This is a genomic window from Brevundimonas sp. (assembly GCF_041648115.1).
GTDB lineage: Bacteria > Pseudomonadota > Alphaproteobacteria > Caulobacterales > Caulobacteraceae > Brevundimonas.
Genome location: NZ_JBAZPR010000008.1, coordinates 110664 through 127045, shown reverse-complemented (window position 1 = coordinate 127045; position 16382 = coordinate 110664). Strand labels below are relative to the sequence as shown.

At 64.8% G+C, this 16382-nt stretch carries 11 protein-coding genes and 2 pseudogenes; 11 read left to right on the top strand and 2 right to left on the bottom strand.

The window, feature by feature from the left end; genetic code table 11:
• Nucleotides 1-245: 245 nt before the first annotated feature.
• On the bottom strand, nt 246-2600 hold the full coding sequence (uvrB, locus tag WC597_RS09085) for an excinuclease ABC subunit UvrB (RefSeq protein WP_372693029.1): 2355 nt from the start codon (nt 2598-2600) through the stop codon (nt 246-248).
• A gap of 387 nt (nt 2601-2987) precedes the next feature.
• Here uvrB and WC597_RS09080 point away from each other — a divergent pair, with 387 nt between their 5' ends.
• From WC597_RS09080 to WC597_RS09040, 9 genes are all read left to right on the top strand, one after another.
• Nucleotides 2988-5876 carry a TonB-dependent receptor domain-containing protein gene (locus tag WC597_RS09080; RefSeq protein ID WP_372693028.1) on the top strand — a complete coding sequence of 963 codons (2889 nt, stop codon included), beginning with the start codon at nt 2988-2990 and terminating at the stop codon, nt 5874-5876.
• Between the two features lie 401 nt (nt 5877-6277).
• Nucleotides 6278-9334, top strand: coding sequence for a TonB-dependent receptor domain-containing protein (locus WC597_RS09075; protein WP_372693027.1), 3057 nt, complete (start codon nt 6278-6280; stop codon nt 9332-9334).
• 167 nt (nt 9335-9501) lie between these two features.
• The gene (locus WC597_RS09070; RefSeq protein ID WP_372693026.1) at nt 9502-9837 is read left to right on the top strand and encodes a PadR family transcriptional regulator; all 336 of its coding nucleotides are present in this window, start codon (nt 9502-9504) and stop codon (nt 9835-9837) included.
• Nucleotides 9834-10967 carry a hypothetical protein gene (locus WC597_RS09065; RefSeq protein WP_372693025.1) on the top strand — a complete coding sequence of 378 codons (1134 nt, stop codon included), beginning with the start codon at nt 9834-9836 and terminating at the stop codon, nt 10965-10967. The genes WC597_RS09070 and WC597_RS09065 overlap by 4 nt, the downstream gene beginning before the upstream one ends.
• 109 nt (nt 10968-11076) lie before the next feature.
• Nucleotides 11077-12852 carry an SLC13 family permease gene (locus WC597_RS09060; RefSeq protein WP_372693024.1) on the top strand — a complete coding sequence of 592 codons (1776 nt, stop codon included), beginning with the start codon at nt 11077-11079 and terminating at the stop codon, nt 12850-12852.
• A gap of 68 nt (nt 12853-12920) precedes the next feature.
• Nucleotides 12921-13622 carry a hypothetical protein gene (locus tag WC597_RS09055; protein WP_372693023.1) on the top strand — a complete coding sequence of 234 codons (702 nt, stop codon included), beginning with the start codon at nt 12921-12923 and terminating at the stop codon, nt 13620-13622.
• The gene (locus tag WC597_RS09050; protein ID WP_372693022.1) at nt 13615-13824 is read left to right on the top strand and encodes a helix-turn-helix transcriptional regulator; all 210 of its coding nucleotides are present in this window, start codon (nt 13615-13617) and stop codon (nt 13822-13824) included. The genes WC597_RS09055 and WC597_RS09050 overlap by 8 nt, the downstream gene beginning before the upstream one ends.
• A 58-nt stretch (nt 13825-13882) precedes the next feature.
• A complete protein-coding gene (locus WC597_RS09045) occupies nt 13883-14974 on the top strand; it encodes a bifunctional transcriptional activator/DNA repair enzyme AdaA (RefSeq protein WP_372693021.1) in 1092 nt (363 codons plus the stop codon).
• Nucleotides 14958-15485: a methylated-DNA--[protein]-cysteine S-methyltransferase gene (locus tag WC597_RS09040; protein WP_372693020.1), complete on the top strand. Its 528-nt coding sequence runs from the start codon at nt 14958-14960 to the stop codon at nt 15483-15485. Before WC597_RS09045 ends, WC597_RS09040 begins: the two co-directional genes overlap by 17 nt.
• On the opposite strand, the gene WC597_RS09035 is transcribed toward WC597_RS09040, so the two are convergent.
• The gene (locus WC597_RS09035; protein WP_372693082.1) at nt 15482-15901 is read right to left on the bottom strand and encodes a tetratricopeptide repeat protein; all 420 of its coding nucleotides are present in this window, start codon (nt 15899-15901) and stop codon (nt 15482-15484) included. The genes WC597_RS09040 and WC597_RS09035 overlap by 4 nt on opposite strands.
• An 81-nt stretch (nt 15902-15982) precedes the next feature.
• Here WC597_RS09035 and WC597_RS09030 point away from each other — a divergent pair.
• Together WC597_RS09030 and WC597_RS09025 are read left to right on the top strand one after the other, a co-directional pair.
• Nucleotides 15983-16166, top strand: a pseudogene (locus WC597_RS09030) (IS5/IS1182 family transposase); the annotation flags it as partial.
• Between the two features lie 69 nt (nt 16167-16235).
• Nucleotides 16236-16382: pseudogene (locus WC597_RS09025) on the top strand (IS5/IS1182 family transposase); the annotation flags it as partial.

Genomic DNA, 16382 nt, shown 5'->3' with positions numbered 1-16382 from the left:
CCGCTGTATTCGTCCCGCTGCTTCAAGTTTTTTCATATGAACGCAAATGGTGGATTTCGCTTTCAACCCACTGCTGTTGCTACTTCTTGAAGTGTCGGGGCCCGGCCATGTTCTCGCGTTAGATGTATTGCTGCGCCTAGGACGCGCAGATTGGCCGGAGATAGACGAGTGTGAGCATGTGGAGCTGCCATCTGTATAATTTATCCTGATTCGTAGGTCTGTATCTGCACGGAGAAGGAGGCAGTCTACAGCCGCCCCTTCCTGAACCGCTCCTGCGCTTCCGCCGCCGCATCCGCCCGCCACCGTTTCGGCGCCGACTTATCGACCGCTTCCCCCGCGCCGGTCAGGGCTTCGTTGGCGAACTCCAGGTCCATCAGCTTCATGCGCTTGATCTCGTCGCGCAGGCGGCCGGCTTCCTCGAACTCCAGGTTGGAGGCGGCCTCGCGCATGCGGCCTTCCAGGTCGCGCAGGGCGGCCTGGAAGTTGGAGCCGACGAAGGGTTTGGAGGCCTCGGCCACGCCCGGCCTGGTCAGGCGATCCATCTCGCGCGACTCATAGGGGCTGTCCATGATCTCCTTGATGTCGCGTTTTACCGTTTCGGGCGTGATGCCGTGTTCGGTGTTGTAGGCGACCTGGCGTTCGCGGCGGCGGTCCGTCTCGGCGATGGCGCGCTCCATACTGCCGGTCATGCGGTCGGCATACAGGATGACGCGGCCGTCCACATTGCGCGCGGCGCGGCCGATGGTCTGGATCAATGAGGTCTCGGAGCGCAGGAAGCCCTCCTTGTCCGCATCCAGGATGGCGACCAGGCCGCATTCGGGGATGTCCAGACCCTCGCGCAGCAGGTTGATGCCGATCAAACAGTCGAAGGTCCCCAGCCGCAGGTCGCGCAGGATCTCGATCCGCTCCAGCGTATCGACGTCGGAGTGCATGTAGCGGACGCGGATGCCCTGCTCGTGCATATATTCGGTCAGGTCCTCGGCCATCTTCTTGGTCAGGGTGGTGACCAGGCTGCGGTAGCCCTTGGCCGTCGTCGCCTTGACCTCGTCGATGACGTCGTCGACCTGGTTGCGGGTCACGCCGCTGACCGGACGGATTTCCACCGGCGGGTCGATCAGGCCGGTGGGGCGGATCACCTGCTCGACGAAGACGCCGCCCGCCTGTTCCATCTCCCACGGACCGGGGGTGGCGCTGACGTGCACCGTCTGGGGGCGCATGGCCTCCCATTCCTCGAACTTCAGCGGGCGGTTGTCGATGCAGGAGGGCAGGCGGAAGCCGTATTCCGCCAGCGTCGACTTGCGGCGGTAGTCGCCCCGGAACATGCCGTTGATCTGGCCGACCGTGACGTGGCTCTCGTCCACGAACAGCAGGGCGTTGTCGGGGATGTATTCGAAGAAGGTGGGCGGAGGTTCGCCCGGCGCGCGGCCGGTCAGCCAGCGGGAATAGTTCTCGATCCCGGCGCAGCTGCCGGTGGCCTCCATCATCTCCAGATCGAACCGGGTGCGTTGTTCGAGGCGTTGCGCCTCCAGCAGCTTGCCGTTCTCGACCATCCAGTCCAGCGTCTCCTTCAGCTCGGCCTTGATGCCGCTGGTGGCCTGGTTCAGCGTCGGGCGCGGGGTCACATAATGGCTGGCGGCGTAGACGGTGATCTCGGTCAGGTCGGCGGTCTTCTTGCCGGTCAGGGGATCGAACTCCTGGATCGCCTCCAGCTCGTCCCCGAACAGGCTGATGCGCCAGGCGCGATCCTCCAGGTGGACCGGGAAGATCTCGATCACGTCCCCGCGCTTCCTGAACATCCCCCGGTCGAAGTTCAGATCGTTGCGCTTGTATTGCAGCGCGATCAGATCCGCCCTCAGCTTGGCCTCGTCGATCTGGTCCCCGACCTTCAGCGTGAACGTCATCGCCGTATAGGTCTCCACCGACCCGATGCCGTAGATGCAGCTGACCGACGCCACGACGATGACATCTTCCCGTTCTAGTATAGCCCGAGTAGCCGAGTGCCGCATCCGGTCGATTTGCTCGTTGATCGACGAATCCTTCTCAATGTAGGTGTCAGTTCTCGGAACATAGGCTTCTGGCTGATAGTAGTCGTAGTAGCTGACAAAGTATTCGACGGCGTTGTCCGGGAAGAAGCTCTTGAACTCGGAGTATAACTGGGCCGCCAGAGTCTTGTTCGGGGCCAGGATAAGGGCCGGGCGCTGGGTTTCCTCGATCACCTTGGCCATGGTGAAGGTCTTGCCCGAGCCGGTGACGCCCAGCAGCACCTGATCGCGGTCGCCGGCGCCCGCCTGGGCCACCAGTTCGGCGATGGCGGCGGGCTGATCGCCGGCGGGGGTGTATTTCGTCTCCAGCCGGAAGCGGCCACCCTTCTTCTTGCCCTCGTGCGAGGGGCGGTGCGGCACCCAGTCGGCGGGCGCCGCGATGGGCTCCTCCGGGGTCAGGCGCGGGCCGGTGACCGGCGCGAACACCGGCATGGACTTGGCCGGCTTGCCGGTATCGCGCACAAACTGGGCGGAGGCCTCCTGAACGCCCGGATTGGGCACGTGAACAGGCTTGGCCGGCTTTGCGGCGGCGGGCTTCGGCGTCGAAGAACGGTTCATGAACAGAACTTAGTGAGCGCTACGGAATGACGCCATAGCGCACAGAGCGCCAAGACGGTTCATCTCGGATGTTGGGAGTAAAAAAGGCCAGAAAACGTCGCAATGTAAAAACATCGTGCTTTGTTGCGGCCTCAACTGCGGCATTTTGCGCTTAATTTGACCTCGTTACGAACTTTTGTGTGACTTTTTCAGTTGTGGTTGTTCTTGGTTGCGCCTAGGGCTGTCACACAATCGATATATTACGTATATCGGTGATACATATCCGAGATACGCGGGTGTCGTTAAGTATCGTGTCAATACAGATTGTGAATGAGGCGTATGCGTAACCGTAAGAACCATCTCCTTGCGTCGACCATAGTCGGCGGAATTGTTACAGCATCGCTTGCGATGTTCGCTCCATCCGTTGCTGCGGCACAGGATGCTTCCGTCGCTCAAGCCGGTGAAGCGTCGACCGTCGATGAGGTCGTCGTCATCGGGTCGCGCATTCGTCGCGACAACTACAATGCGCCGTCGCCGACCCAGGTCGTGACGCGCGAAGAAGCCACCCTTCAGGGCTTCGCCTCGACCACCGAAGCGCTGCAAAGCACGGCCGTCACAGGCGGCACGTCGCAGATCAACAACTCCTACGGCGGCTACGTCACCGACGGTGGCCCTGGCGCCAACACCATCGGTCTGCGCGGCATGTCGCCGAGCCGCACTCTGGTGCTGCTGAACGGCCGTCGCGTTTCGCCGGCCGGCTCGCGCGGCTCTGTCGGCGCCGCTGACCTGAACGTGCTGCCGACCGCGATGATCGACCGCGTCGAAATCCTGCGCGACGGCGCCTCGTCGGTTTACGGTTCCGACGCCGTCGCCGGCGTGGTCAACATCCAGACCCGCAAGAACATCGACGGCGTGACGATCGAAGCCCAGCGCAACGAGCCGCTGGAAGCCAATGGCGCCGGCGGTTCGACCCGTCTGTCGCTGACGGCCGGAACCAGCGGCGATCGCTGGCGGGCCGCCGGCTCGGTCGAGCGCTACGAGCGCGACGAACTGACCCTGCGCGACCGTGAGTTCACGCGTTGCCAGACGGACGGCTTCCGCAACGGTCAGGACTTCATCGATCCGCTGACCCGCCAGTCGAAATGCTATCCGATCACCACGACCGGCTCGAACGGCGTGTCGATCAACACCATCGGCACCAACCTGACCGCAGGCATCGGTGCGGCAGGCGCGGTCGGCACGACCTTCAACCGCTGGCGTCCGAACTCGGCCGTCACCACGGGTCTGATCGGCTTCGAAGGCGTCGGCGGCGGCGCCAACGACGTCAATGTGCGCGACACCTTCGAAGATCGCATGCTGAACAAGTCGCTGATCTCGCCGGTCGAGATCACGACCCTTTACGGCGAGGCAGGCTATCAGCTGCAGGCGCTCGGCGATGCCGAGATCTATGGCGAAGCCCTGTTCAACCGTCGCAAGTCTTCGCAGACCGGGTACCGCCAACTGGCGCTGGACTATGCCGTCGGCAGCCCGCTGATCCCGGCCAACCTCCAGAACAGCGTCGTCTTCGCCGATCAAGGCCTGAACAAGGGCCAGAACGTCGGCGTGCGCGCCTTCATCGGTTTCGGCAACGACCAATCCGAGCAGGAAGTCGATTTCGGCCGCTATGTCGCGGGCATCAAGGGTAACTTCTTCATCCCAGAATGGCGCTACGACGCATCGTTCAGCTACTCGCGCTCCAAATCGACCTACACCAGCGAGCAGTTCCTGACGGATCGCCTGATCGAGAGCCTGGATGTCGTCCAGACCGCGCCGGGCCAGTTCCAGTGCGCTCAACTGGGCGCCAATCCCGGCTGCGTCGCCGCTCCGGTTCTGAACACTCAGACGATCGGCGGCGTGCTGCCTCAGAACTGGGTCGACTACGTCTTCCGCCCGGTGACCGGCACGACCGAGTTCACCGAGAAGGTCGTCAGCTTCGGCATCGATGGTCCGCTGTTCAGCCTGCCGGCTGGTCGCGTGATGGGCTTCTTCGGCGCCGAATGGCGTGAATCGGAAATCGACGACACGCCGGGTCTCGATAGCCAACTGGGCAACACCTACAACTTCTCGACTTCGTCCATCACGCGCGGCTCGGACTCGGTGAAAGAAGTGTTCGGCGAGATCGAAGCACCGATCCTGGCGGATATGCCGTTCGCCAAGGAACTTACGCTGAACGGTTCGTTCCGCTACACCGACTATGACTCTTACGGCGACGACACGACCTACAAGATCGGTCTGGTCTATCGTCCCATCGACTGGGTCACGGTTCGCGGCACCTACGGCACGTCGTATCGCGCGCCCGCCCTGTTCGAACAGTTCGTGGGCGCAACGACCGGCTTCCAGTCCAACACGCTGGATCGCTGCAACAACTACGGCGCGCCGAACGTGAACCCGAACCGTGTCGCCAACTGCACGGCCCAAGGCCTGCCGGGCGACTTCCAGTCGGTCACCAGCGTTCGTGTCGTCACTTCGGGCGGCGCAGACGCCGGTCTGTCGGCCGAAACATCGACAAACATGACGGTCGGCCTGGTTCTCCAGCCGCCGCTGCCGTCCAACTGGGGCGCTCTGTCCTTCGCCGTCGACTACTACGAAATCGAGGTCGACAATGGCGTCTCTCGGACGGGCGCAGCCGAAATCCTGACGCGCTGCTACGATTCCAGCCCTGCCGACTTCGCCGCCAACAACGGCTTCTGCCGTCTGGTCACGCGCAGCACGGTCGACAACAGCCTGACGGTCCAGGACAGCTACATCAACCTGGCCACCGACAATGTTAAGGGTCTGGATTACACCGTGCGTTATCGCAGGGATGTCGGTCCCGGCACGGCGTTGTTCAACTTGGCTGTGACGCAGTACACGGAAATATCGAGCAAACTGTTCGCCGAAGATCCGCTGGTAGATTTCACCGGTATGCTCAACAATCCGGAGTTCACCGGCACGACGGACGTTTCCTACGCTTGGGACAAGTGGCGCGTGCGTTACGGCGTCGAGTGGATCCAGGGCACCGACAGCTATGCCTACTATGAAGAAGATCCGGTCACGTCCGATCTGGATCTGGAAGTCGACGACTACTGGCTGCACAACGCGTCGGTGCAATATTCGGCCAATGGCTGGACGGCGACCGCTGGCGTGCGCAACCTGTTCAACGAAGACCCCCCGACCATCTCGTCCGGCTTCTACAACCGGGTCGGCAACGCTCCGCTGTATTCGGGCTACGACTATCTGGGACGCACGGCCTTCGTGAATCTGACGAAATCGTTCTAAGGGCGATCTTGGTTTGGGAAGGGCGGCGGACTTCGGTCCGCCGCCCTTTTTTGGCCTTGAATGCAAAATCATCGGCCTCAAGACGCCAAGCTTCGCCGCCCAAATCGCACGAAAATGTTCACTTCCGAAAAAGTCACTGCTTACGTTGTGGCTCAAAAAAAACGTCCACGTATCAGCACTGGTAGTGAACGAGCCGTGCGCGTAATCCTGCATTTCACGCATTTTTGACGCATTTGTCACATCAGCGTTATGTGGCGGAAATGTAACGCCGGTGGTCGGAAAGTGACCAAAAGGCGACCGGCCTGCTGTCGCTTCGTATCGGCCTTCGTGTAAGGACCGATGGACTCGGTCGTTGGTAAACGACGGATCGTTCAGATTCACGAAGAGGGGCGTACAACCACATGCTGAAATTGAAAAACCAGCTTCTAGGCTCGACGATGGTCGCCGGCCTGGCTGCCGTAGCGGTCATCGGCTCGGCATCGGCCGCATCCGCACAAACCACCACCCGCACGAACGCCCAGACCGAAGCCGAAGACGCCACGAACGTCGAAGAGGTTGTGGTCGTCGGCTCGCGTCTGCGCCGCGACACCTACAACTCGCCGTCGCCCATTCAGGTCGTGACGCGCGAAGAGTCGACCCTGGCCGGTTTCGCCTCCACGACCGAAGTGCTGCAAGGCACCGCCGTCACCAGCGGTTCGTCGCAGATCAACAACTCCTACGGCGGTTTCGTGACCGACGGTGGCCCTGGCGCCAACACCCTGTCGCTGCGCGGCCTGGGTGCGACCCGCACCCTGATCCTGCTGAATGGCCGTCGCGTTGCGCCCGCCGGTTCGCGCGGCGCCGTCGGCTCGGCCGACCTGAACGTCCTGCCGACCGCCATGATCGAGCGCATCGAAGTCCTGAAGGACGGCGCCTCGTCGATCTACGGTTCCGACGCCGTCGCCGGCGTCGTCAACGTCATCACGCGCAACAACATCGATGGGATCACCCTCGAAGCCCAACTGAATGCTCCTATGGAAGCGGACGGCGCCGGCAAGCAGACGCGTTACTCGGTCGTCGCTGGCCTGCAGGGCGATCGCTTCCACCTGTCCGGCTCGGCAGAATACTACAACCGCGAGGAAATCACCCTCGGCGACCGTGAGTTCACGCGTTGCAACACCGACTACCGCCTGAACCGCACGACCGGCGCCTTCTCCGACTTCGTCGATCCCCTGACCGGCCAGCGTAAATGCTATCCGGTCACCGGCACCGGCTCGAACGGCGTGACGATCAACACCATCGGCACCAGCAGCACCGCTGGCGTTGGCGCCGCAGGCGTTCCCACCACCTATGCCGGCACCTTCAACCGCTTCCGTCCGAACTCGGCCGTCAGCACGGGCCTCGTCGGCTTTGAAGGTGTGGGCGCTACGGGCCTGAACCTGAACATCCGTGACACATTCGAGCCGCGCCTCCTGAACCGCTCGTTGATTTCGCCGGTCGAAGTCGGCACGGCCTTCGTCGAAGGATCGTATGACCTGAAGGCGCTCGGCAACGCCGAGGTCTATGGCGAATTCCTGGTGAACCGCCGCAAGTCGAGCCAGACCGGTTATCGCCAACTGTCGCTGGACTACAACAAGGGCAGCCTGCTGATCCCGGGCAACCTGCAGTTCTCGACGTTCCTGGGCCCTCAGCCGACTTCGGCGACGCCCACGACCAACGTCGGCGTCCGCGCCTTCATCGGTTTCGGCAACGACACGAGCACGCAGGAAGTGGACTTCACGAAGTCGACCGCCGGCATCCGTGGCGACTTCTTCCTGCCCGAATGGCGCTATGACGTTTACGCCAGCTATGCGCGTTCGAACTCGACCTATGTGTTCGAATCGTTCCTGACCGACCGTCTGCGCGACTCGCTGAACGTCGTGGCTGCTCCGGCCGGCACGCCCGCCCGCCTGGTTCGCACCGGCATTCTGCCGACCGGTGTCCAGGGCTCGGTCACCTGCGCCGTCAACATCACCAACCCGACCGCCGGCTGTATCGCTGCGCCGTTCCTGACCAGCCAGACCATCGGCGGCGCCCTGCCGCAGGACTGGAAAGACTACGTCTTCCGCCCTGTGACCGGCACCACCGTGTATGAAGAGAAGACCATCTCGGCCGGTATCGACGGTCCGCTGTTCACCCTGCCTGCCGGTCAAGTCACCGCCTTCCTGGGCGCTGAATGGCGTGATGCGTCGATCAACGACTCGCCGCCTGTGGACAGCGTCAACGGCAACCTGTTCAACCTGACGACTTCGGCGCCCACGCGCGGTTCGGACCAGGTCTGGGAAGTCTTCGGCGAGCTGGAAATCCCGCTTCTGGCAAACCTGCCTTTCGCTAAGGAACTCAGCCTGAACCTGTCGGGTCGTTACACCGACTACGATTCTTACGGCGACGACACGACCTACAAGGCCGGCCTCGTCTATACGCCGGTGTCGTGGCTGTCGGTTCGCAGCACCTATGGCACGTCGTACCGCGCACCTGCGTTGTTCGAACAGTTCCAGGGCGCAACGAGCGGCTTCCTCAACCAGTCGAGCGATCCCTGCAACAACTACGACGCTCCTGGCGTCTTCGCGAACCGTGCAGCCAACTGCGCCAGCCAAGGCCTGCCGGCCGGCTTCAGCGCCACGAACGGCATCACCGTCATCAGTTCGGGTGGCGCGGGTTCGGGCGCTCTGGCGGCTGAAACCTCGAAGAACTTCACGGCCGGCGTAATCCTGCAGCCGACCCTTCCGTCGGGCTTCGGCAACCTCTCGTTCGCCGTCGATTACTACGAGATCACCGTCGAGAACGGCGTCAGCCGTATCGGCGCCGCCAACATCCTGTCGCGCTGCTACGACTCCAACCCGGCCGACTTCACCGCCGACAACGGCTTCTGCCGTCTGATCGATCCGCGTAACGCTGGAACGCAGGCTCTGACGGTTCGCGACAGCTATACCAATGTCGCCACCGACAAGGTTCGCGGCATCGACTACAACGCGCGTTGGAACGCAGACATCGGTCCGGGCCGCGTTACCGTGAACCTGGGCGCCACTCAGTTCCTGGAAATCTACAGCCAGCTCTTCTCGGATGATCCCATCCGCGAAGAGAAGGGAATCCTGGGTTCGCCCGAGTGGACCGCGACCGGCAATGTCAGCTACGCTTGGGGTCCGTACCGGGTTCGTTATGGCGTGGAATGGATCGACGCGATGGACTCGACCGCGTTCGTCGGCGCCACGGGTCTGGCCGACTACGTCTTCGATGTTGACGAGTACTTCACGCACAACATCTCCGCCCAGTACTCGATGAACGACATCACGATCACCGCTGGTGTTCGCAACCTGTTCGACGCGGATCTGCCGCCGATCTCGCAGGGCGCCTACAACAAGGTTGGCGATACCGTTCTGTACTCCGGCTACGACTATGTTGGACGTAGCGCGTTCATCAACGTCTCCAAGTCGTTCTAAGAACGACTGTCTCGAACTGAATAGGGGCGGCGGACTTCGGTCCGCCGCCCTTTTTCTTTGTCCGGGCGCCGGAATAGACAAGACGGCGCAATGCCAGGCTTGACTCCCTCACACAGTATGTACCATACACTGTGTATCACACACTATGTGACGCACGGGGATGGCGCGTGAGCGAGAACAACGAGGCGCTGCTGTTCGAGAGCTTGCGGCTGGAGCTGCGGCGGGGGTCGTTGATCCTGGCTGTGCTGGCGAGCCTCAGGCGCGAGCAATACGGCTATTCGCTGCGGGTCGCCCTGGGCGAGGTCGGGGTCGAGATGGAGGAGAGCACCCTCTATCCGCTGCTGCGCCGGCTTGAGAGCCAGGGCCTGCTCGACAGCGAATGGCGTGAGGAGGAGCGGCGCAAGAAGCGGTTCTACCGCCTGTCGCCGCGCGGCGAGGCGATGCTGGAACGGCTGGCGACCGAATGGCGCGGCCTGTCGGCCTCGCTGGAGAAGATGCTGTGAACACCGGGAAAGAGGGAGAGACCGGCATGGACCTGGTCGAACGTTATCTGAAGGCCTTGGCGGCGCAGTTGCCAAAGGACAGTCGCGACGACATCGTCGCCGAACTGCGCGACGAGATCATGGATCGGCTGGAGGCGCTGGAGGCGCGTCTGAGCCGTGCGCCCAGCGACGACGAGGTCGAGGCCCTGCTGCGCGAGGTCGGGCACCCCCTGACCGTGGCGGCGCGCTATCGCTCGGGGCCTCAGGCGCTGATCGGGCCGGAGCTCTATCCCTGGTGGATGTTCGGGGTGAAGGTCGGGCTGTCGGTCATGGCCTGCGTGACCCTGGTTGGGCTGGCGGTGCGGGTGCTGGTCGGCGATGTCTATGTGGGTCAGGCGATCGGGCAGGGCATCGCCAGCCTGTTCAGCGGGGCCGTGACCATCATCGGACTGCTGACCGTCGCCGGCTTCGTGCTGGAGCGGCAGGAGAAGAAGCCGGACTTCATCGCCAAGTGGCGGGTCAAGGATCTGGGCCTGTTCGAACTGGGCGGCGATTTCGACGCCGACCAGTGGGGCCAGCGGCTGGCGCGGGGCGACTGGTCTTCGCCGAAAGCCAAGCCTGGCGCCGACGTCCGCAAGAGCGCCGAGATGTCGCCGGTGGCCCGCGCGGTGGCCAGCGCCATCGGCTGGACCGTCGTGCTGATGTGGTGGACGGGCCTGCTTCAGGTCGCGCCGATCCGGCCGGAAGAGCTGGCGGGGGTCGTCGATGGCGTCGACTATGGACGGATCCTGGCCGACATGGTGAGCGCCGCCTATTGGCCGGTCGCCCTGTTCGCGGCGTGCCGTGTCGGGTTCGACCTGATGCGGGCGGCGTCGGGCGGCAATGTGCGGGTGACGGCGCTGGGCGATCTGGCGTTCGGGATCGCGGCGGCCTGGGGCCTGCTGTGGGTCTGGTTCTGGTCGGCCCTGTCGCCGCTGATCTGGGTCGGGACCGTGACAGAGTTCGTGGAGCGGGTGCGGGTGCTGATCGGCCGTTCCGGCGAGGACGTGGGCGGCGTGGCGACCATCCTGATGGTGGTCGTGGTGTGGGCCTTCGCCGCCGAGGCGGTACGGGTGGTCCGGGCGGCGGCGCGACTGGTCGTCGGGCGGTGAGGGGGCGATAGGTAACCCCTTTCCGACGGTTGATTGCTGAACCTTCGGACGGCTGCACCGTTGGGGCCAAGCGGCGCCGTTCAGGCCGCAACGGGGGCGGGATCATCGCGTGACATTACAACAGGGTTTGGCGTTCGGCCTGGTCGGCCTGACGGTGGCGGCCTTCATCTGGGGTCGGTTCCGCTATGACCTGGTGGCGCTGGCGGCGTTGGTCGCGGGTCTCGCCGTCGGCGTGATTCCGGCGGAGGACGCCTTCGCGGGCTTCGCCAACGACGTGACGGTGATCATCGCCTGCGCCCTGGTGGTGTCGGCGGCCTTCGCCCGGTCCGGTATCGTCGAGATGGCGCTGAAGCGAGTCTTGCCGCACCTGAAGACCGAACGCAGCCAGGTTCCGGTTCTGACGACGGCGGTGACCCTGCTGTCCATGGTGACCAAGAACGTCGGCGCCTTGGCGATCATGATGCCGGTGGCGCTTCAGGTGTCGCGCAGGACCGGCACGCCCCAGTCACGCCTGCTGATGCCGATGGCCTTCGGCGCCATGGCGGGCGGGATGGTGACCCTGGTGGGCACCTCGCCCAACATCCTGGTCGCGGAGGTGCGTCAGGACATCGTCGGCCAACCATTCCAGATGTTCGACTATGCGCCCGTCGGTCTGGCGCTGACGGCGGCGGCGCTGGCGTTTCTGGCGTTCGGCTATCGGCTGCTGCCCAAGGATCGAACCGGCGCGCTGGGCCTGTCGGCGGCCCTTTCGGCCAACGCCTATCTGACCGAGGCGCGTGCGCCGGACGACTGGATGCGGGCGCCGACGACGATCACCGCCCTGGTGGCGCTGGCGGCCGACGCGGTCGAGATCATGGCCCTGATCCGGGACGGCAAGCGGCGCGCCAGGCCGCGTGGCAATACTTTGGTCCAGCCGGGCGACACCCTGCTGTTGAAGGGCGACCACGAGGCGCTGGAAGCCTTCATCGATGCGACCAAGCTGACGCTGGTGCGGGGCGACCGGCCGGTGCTGCTGGAACAGGCCAAGGACGAGGTCAATCTGGTCGAGGCGGTGGTCGGGGCCAAATCCCCGCTGACGGGTCAGTCGGTGCGCCAGTTGGACCTTTACGGCCAGCACGGTCTGAACCTTCTGGGGGTGTCGCGCAGCGGCTATGAGCTGACGCAGCACCTGAGAACGGCCAAGCTTCAGGCGGGCGACGTGTTGCTGCTTCAGGGGTCCGAGGCGGCGATGCCCAAGGTGCTGACGGCGCTGCAACTGCTGCCGCTGGCCGAGCGCGAGGTGCGGCTGGGCGGCAAGAGGCGCAAATACCTGCCGGCGGTGGTGCTGGCGGCGGCGATGGTGATGGTGGGGTTCGGCATCCTTCCCGTGGCCATCGCCTTCTTCGGCGCCGCGGTGGTGATCGTCGCCCTGGGTGGCCTGCGGATGCGAGATGCCTATGCGGCGCTGGATGGGCCGCTGCTGGTTCTGATCGCGGCGCTGATCCCCGTGTCCGACGCCATCCAGCAGACCGGCGGCGCCGACCTGATCGCCAGTCATCTCAAGGGGCTTTTCGAGGGCATTCCGCCGGTGGTCGCCGTGGCGGGAATGATGGCCGCGTCGATGGCGGTGACGCCCTTCCTGAACAACGCCGCCACGGTGCTGGTCGTGGCGCCCATCGCCGGTGTTCTGGCCCAGCAGCTGGGCCATCGGCCCGACCCCTTCCTGATGGCGGTTGCGGTGGGGGCCGCGTGCGACTTCCTGACCCCCATCGGACACCAGTGCAACACCATGGTCATGGGGCCAGGCGGCTATAAATTCTCGGACTATCCGAAGCTGGGCGCACCCTTGAGCCTGCTGGTGCTGGTCATCGGACCGCCGACGATCCTGCTGTTCTGGCCCATGTGACGGTCGCCTCTTGACGGCGTGTAACCTATAGGTGATATGTCACCTCAAGGTTACTTCAGGAGGCTGTGATGAACAATGACGAAAACGCTGCCGTGCTACGGGTGAAAACGGAACGGCGCAAATACTGGTGGGGCGGCATCGCGATTGTGGTCGTCGGCGCCGCCGCCCTAGTCAATGGCGCTGGCTTCGCCGTTCTAGTCGGGGCAGACGGCGATCAAGCGACGACGGCAGATGTGGCTGCGGGCGTCGGTCTTGGCCTCTTGATCGTGGGGGGGCTTATGGCCTGGTGCGGGAGGCCCGGCCAGCCGATCAATGTCGCTGCAAGCGGAGAGGGGTCGCGCCGCGACAAGCTGCAGCGCGTGCGCGCACGACAGCTGATTATCTATCCCGTGATGATGCTGATGTTCATAGTGCAGGCCCACAGCGCCATGCTGAGGGTGCTGGGCGGGGACCACAACTTCGGCGCCTACATCCAGATACTGACTCCGGTCCTGTACGGCTGGCTGATCCCCGTCCTCGTCATGGGCTGGGACTGGCATGCGCAGAAGAACCGCCGCCTGTTGGAGGACGAGCTGACCCAGGTGATGAGGGCGCGGTCGATCATTCTGGCTTTCGTGGTGCTGATGAGCGGCGTCACGGTCGCACTGGGTCTGGGAATGTGGCGCGCGGACTATGGCGTGATGGCCTTACCCTATGTGCTGGCGTTGGGCGGCGCGTCGGCGGGCCTGCGGTTCGCTTGGCTGGACCGGGAGGCCGGTCGCGATGGGTGATCCAAGACTGGGGTCACGGCTCAAGGAACTGCGCACCGCCGCAGGCCTGACCCAGCAAAGCTTGGCCGACAAGGCGAGCGTGTCGCGCAAGACCATCAATACGGTCGAGAACGGCGTCTTCGTGCCCTCCACCGTCCTGGCGCTGGAACTGGCGCGGGCGCTGGAGACGACGGTGGAGGGGCTGTTCTTCCTCAAGGACTGATCCGATCCATGTCCGAAAACCGCGAGACATCGCGGGGCGGCGGGGGCATCCTTTCCTCATGGAACAGCCTCTGGATCAGGACGCCTGCTGGCGCGCCGTGGTGGCGCGGGACGCGCGTTTCGATGGGCGTTTCTTCACGGGCGTGACCTCGACCGGGATCTATTGCCGGCCGGTCTGTCCGGCGAGAACGCCGAAGCGGGAGAATGTCATCTTTCATCCGACGGCGGCGGCGGCCGAGGAGGCGGGGCTTCGGGCCTGCCTGCGCTGCCGGCCCGAGACCGCGCCCGAGATGGGCGCCTGGCGCGGCACGTCGAACACGGTCAGTCGCGCCTTGGCCCTGATCGAGGCGGGGGCGCTGGACACGGGCAATGCGGAGGCCTTGGCGACACGTCTGGGCATGGGCGAACGGCAACTGCGCCGCTTGTTCCGCCCGCATCTGGGCGCTGCGCCGGTCAGCGTGGCCCAGACCCGGCGCGTGCTGTTGGCCAAACAGTTGATCCACGAGAGCGACCTTTCGATGGCCGAGGTGGCCATGGCCTCCGGCTTCGGCAGCGTGCGGCGGTTCAACGAGACCTTCCAGGCTCTGTATGGCCGGGCGCCGTCCGACCTGCGGCGACGCAGGATCGAAAGCGAGCCGGGCGGGGTGGTCAAGATCGGCCAGTCCTATCGCCCGCCCTATGACTGGACCGCCATGATGACGACCTTGGCGATGCGCGGCGTCGCGGACGAGGTGGTGGCCGACGGCGCATGGACCCGACGGCTGAGAGTAGACGTGGACGGCACGGACGGGTCGGTGACAGTGCGCCCCGCCTCGACCGGCAAGGCGTCGGTCGAGGCGCGGGTCGGCGAACTGAAGGCCTTGCCCGGCGTGCTGGCGCGAGTGCGGCGCGTGTTCGACCTCGCCGCCGATCCCGAGGCGATCACGCGCGACCCGTCGGCCGATCCCGTCCTGCGGGCGGCCGTCGAGGCCCGGCCGGGATTGCGACCAGCGGGCGACTGGATCGACGCCGGCGAGGATGCGCCCAGCGACCGGCTGGACACCACGGATGCCGGATTGCTGGCGCGCGCGGAGTGGTGGCGGCCGTGGCGGGCTTACGGCGCCCTGTACTGGACCCTGATCGAGGAGCGGCGACATGACCAAGCAGCCTGAGATGCATCTGACCCTGGACCGGATCGCGTCGCCCGTGGGCGAGGTGCTGGTCGTCACCGATGCGGACGGCGCGGTGCGGGCGCTGGACTTCCACGACTACGAGGCGCGGCTGCGGCTGCTGCTGCGCCGCCACTATGGCGAGGTCGTGCTGACTGAAGGCCGTGCGCCGCAGCCGGTGCGCCAGGCGGTCGAGGCCTGGTTCGGCGGCGACCTGACCGCCTTCGACGCTGTCGAGGTGAAGACCGGCGGCACCGAGTTTCAACGCGCGGTGTGGAAGGCGCTGCGCGACATCCCGACCGGCGAGACGCGCACCTATGGCCAGATGGCGACCGCGATCGGCGCGCCAAAGGCCGTGCGGGCCGTTGGCCTGGCCAACGGCGCCAACCCCGTCGGCGTCATCGTGCCCTGCCACCGCGTGATCGGAGCCAACGGAACGCTGACCGGCTATGCCGGCGGGCTGGAGCGCAAGCGCTGGCTGCTGGCGCACGAGGCCGGCGGCCGGTTGCTTTAGCTGGTCGGCGGCGCAGGCGTTGGCGACAGGGGAGAGATCACCTGGGGCGCGGTCGGCGGGGCGCCGGCCCTCAGCTGTGCGATATAGTCCAGTTCGCGCTTGGCGTTTGCGTCCGCCGGATCGATTTCGAGCGCGGCCTCGTAGGCAGTCTTCGCCTCGTCCAGTCGGCCCAGTTCGATCAGGCTGAAGCCGCGCCGGCGATGGAACGGGCCGCGATGCAGAACCATCAGCATGTCGTCGTCCGCCAGGGCCGCGTCAGCCAGCACCAGGGCGTCGTTCCAACGCGCCAGCCCTTGCAGGGCGGCGGCCTTTTCAACGAGCAACAGCCAGTTTTTCGGCTGCACTTTCAGCGCGCGATCCAGATAGGCGATGCCCTCGTCATAGCGCCGCCCCTCGACCGCTTCCGAGGCGAGCATCAGGGCGCGATGTCGCCATAGACGTTCGGCAGGGCCGTCGCGCCCTTGGCGGTGCTGCCGTCCTTGGCGGCGGCTGCGATCATCCGGGCCCACCAGCACGCCGCCGGTGAAAAAAGGGGGTCCGGATCACGCCATCGGCCGTTCTCGTGGAGGACTGAGCACCAAGATCAACGCCCTGGTCGATCAGGACGGCCTGCCGTTGCGGATCGTGCTCTCGGCCGGTCGGGCCTCGGACAAGGCCGCCGTTGAGGCCCTGATCGACAGCCTCAAACCCGCCAAGGCTCTGGTCGCCGACCGAGGCCATGAAGCCCAGGCCATTATCGACCCCGCCATCTACCGACACCGAAACGTCGTCGAGCGCTACTTCTGCAAGCTCAACCACTTCTGACGCGTCGCCACCCGCTTCGACAAACTCGTCCGCAACTTCCTCGCCGCCGTACTGCTCGCTTCAACAAGACTTTGGCTCAGAACTTATGAGTCC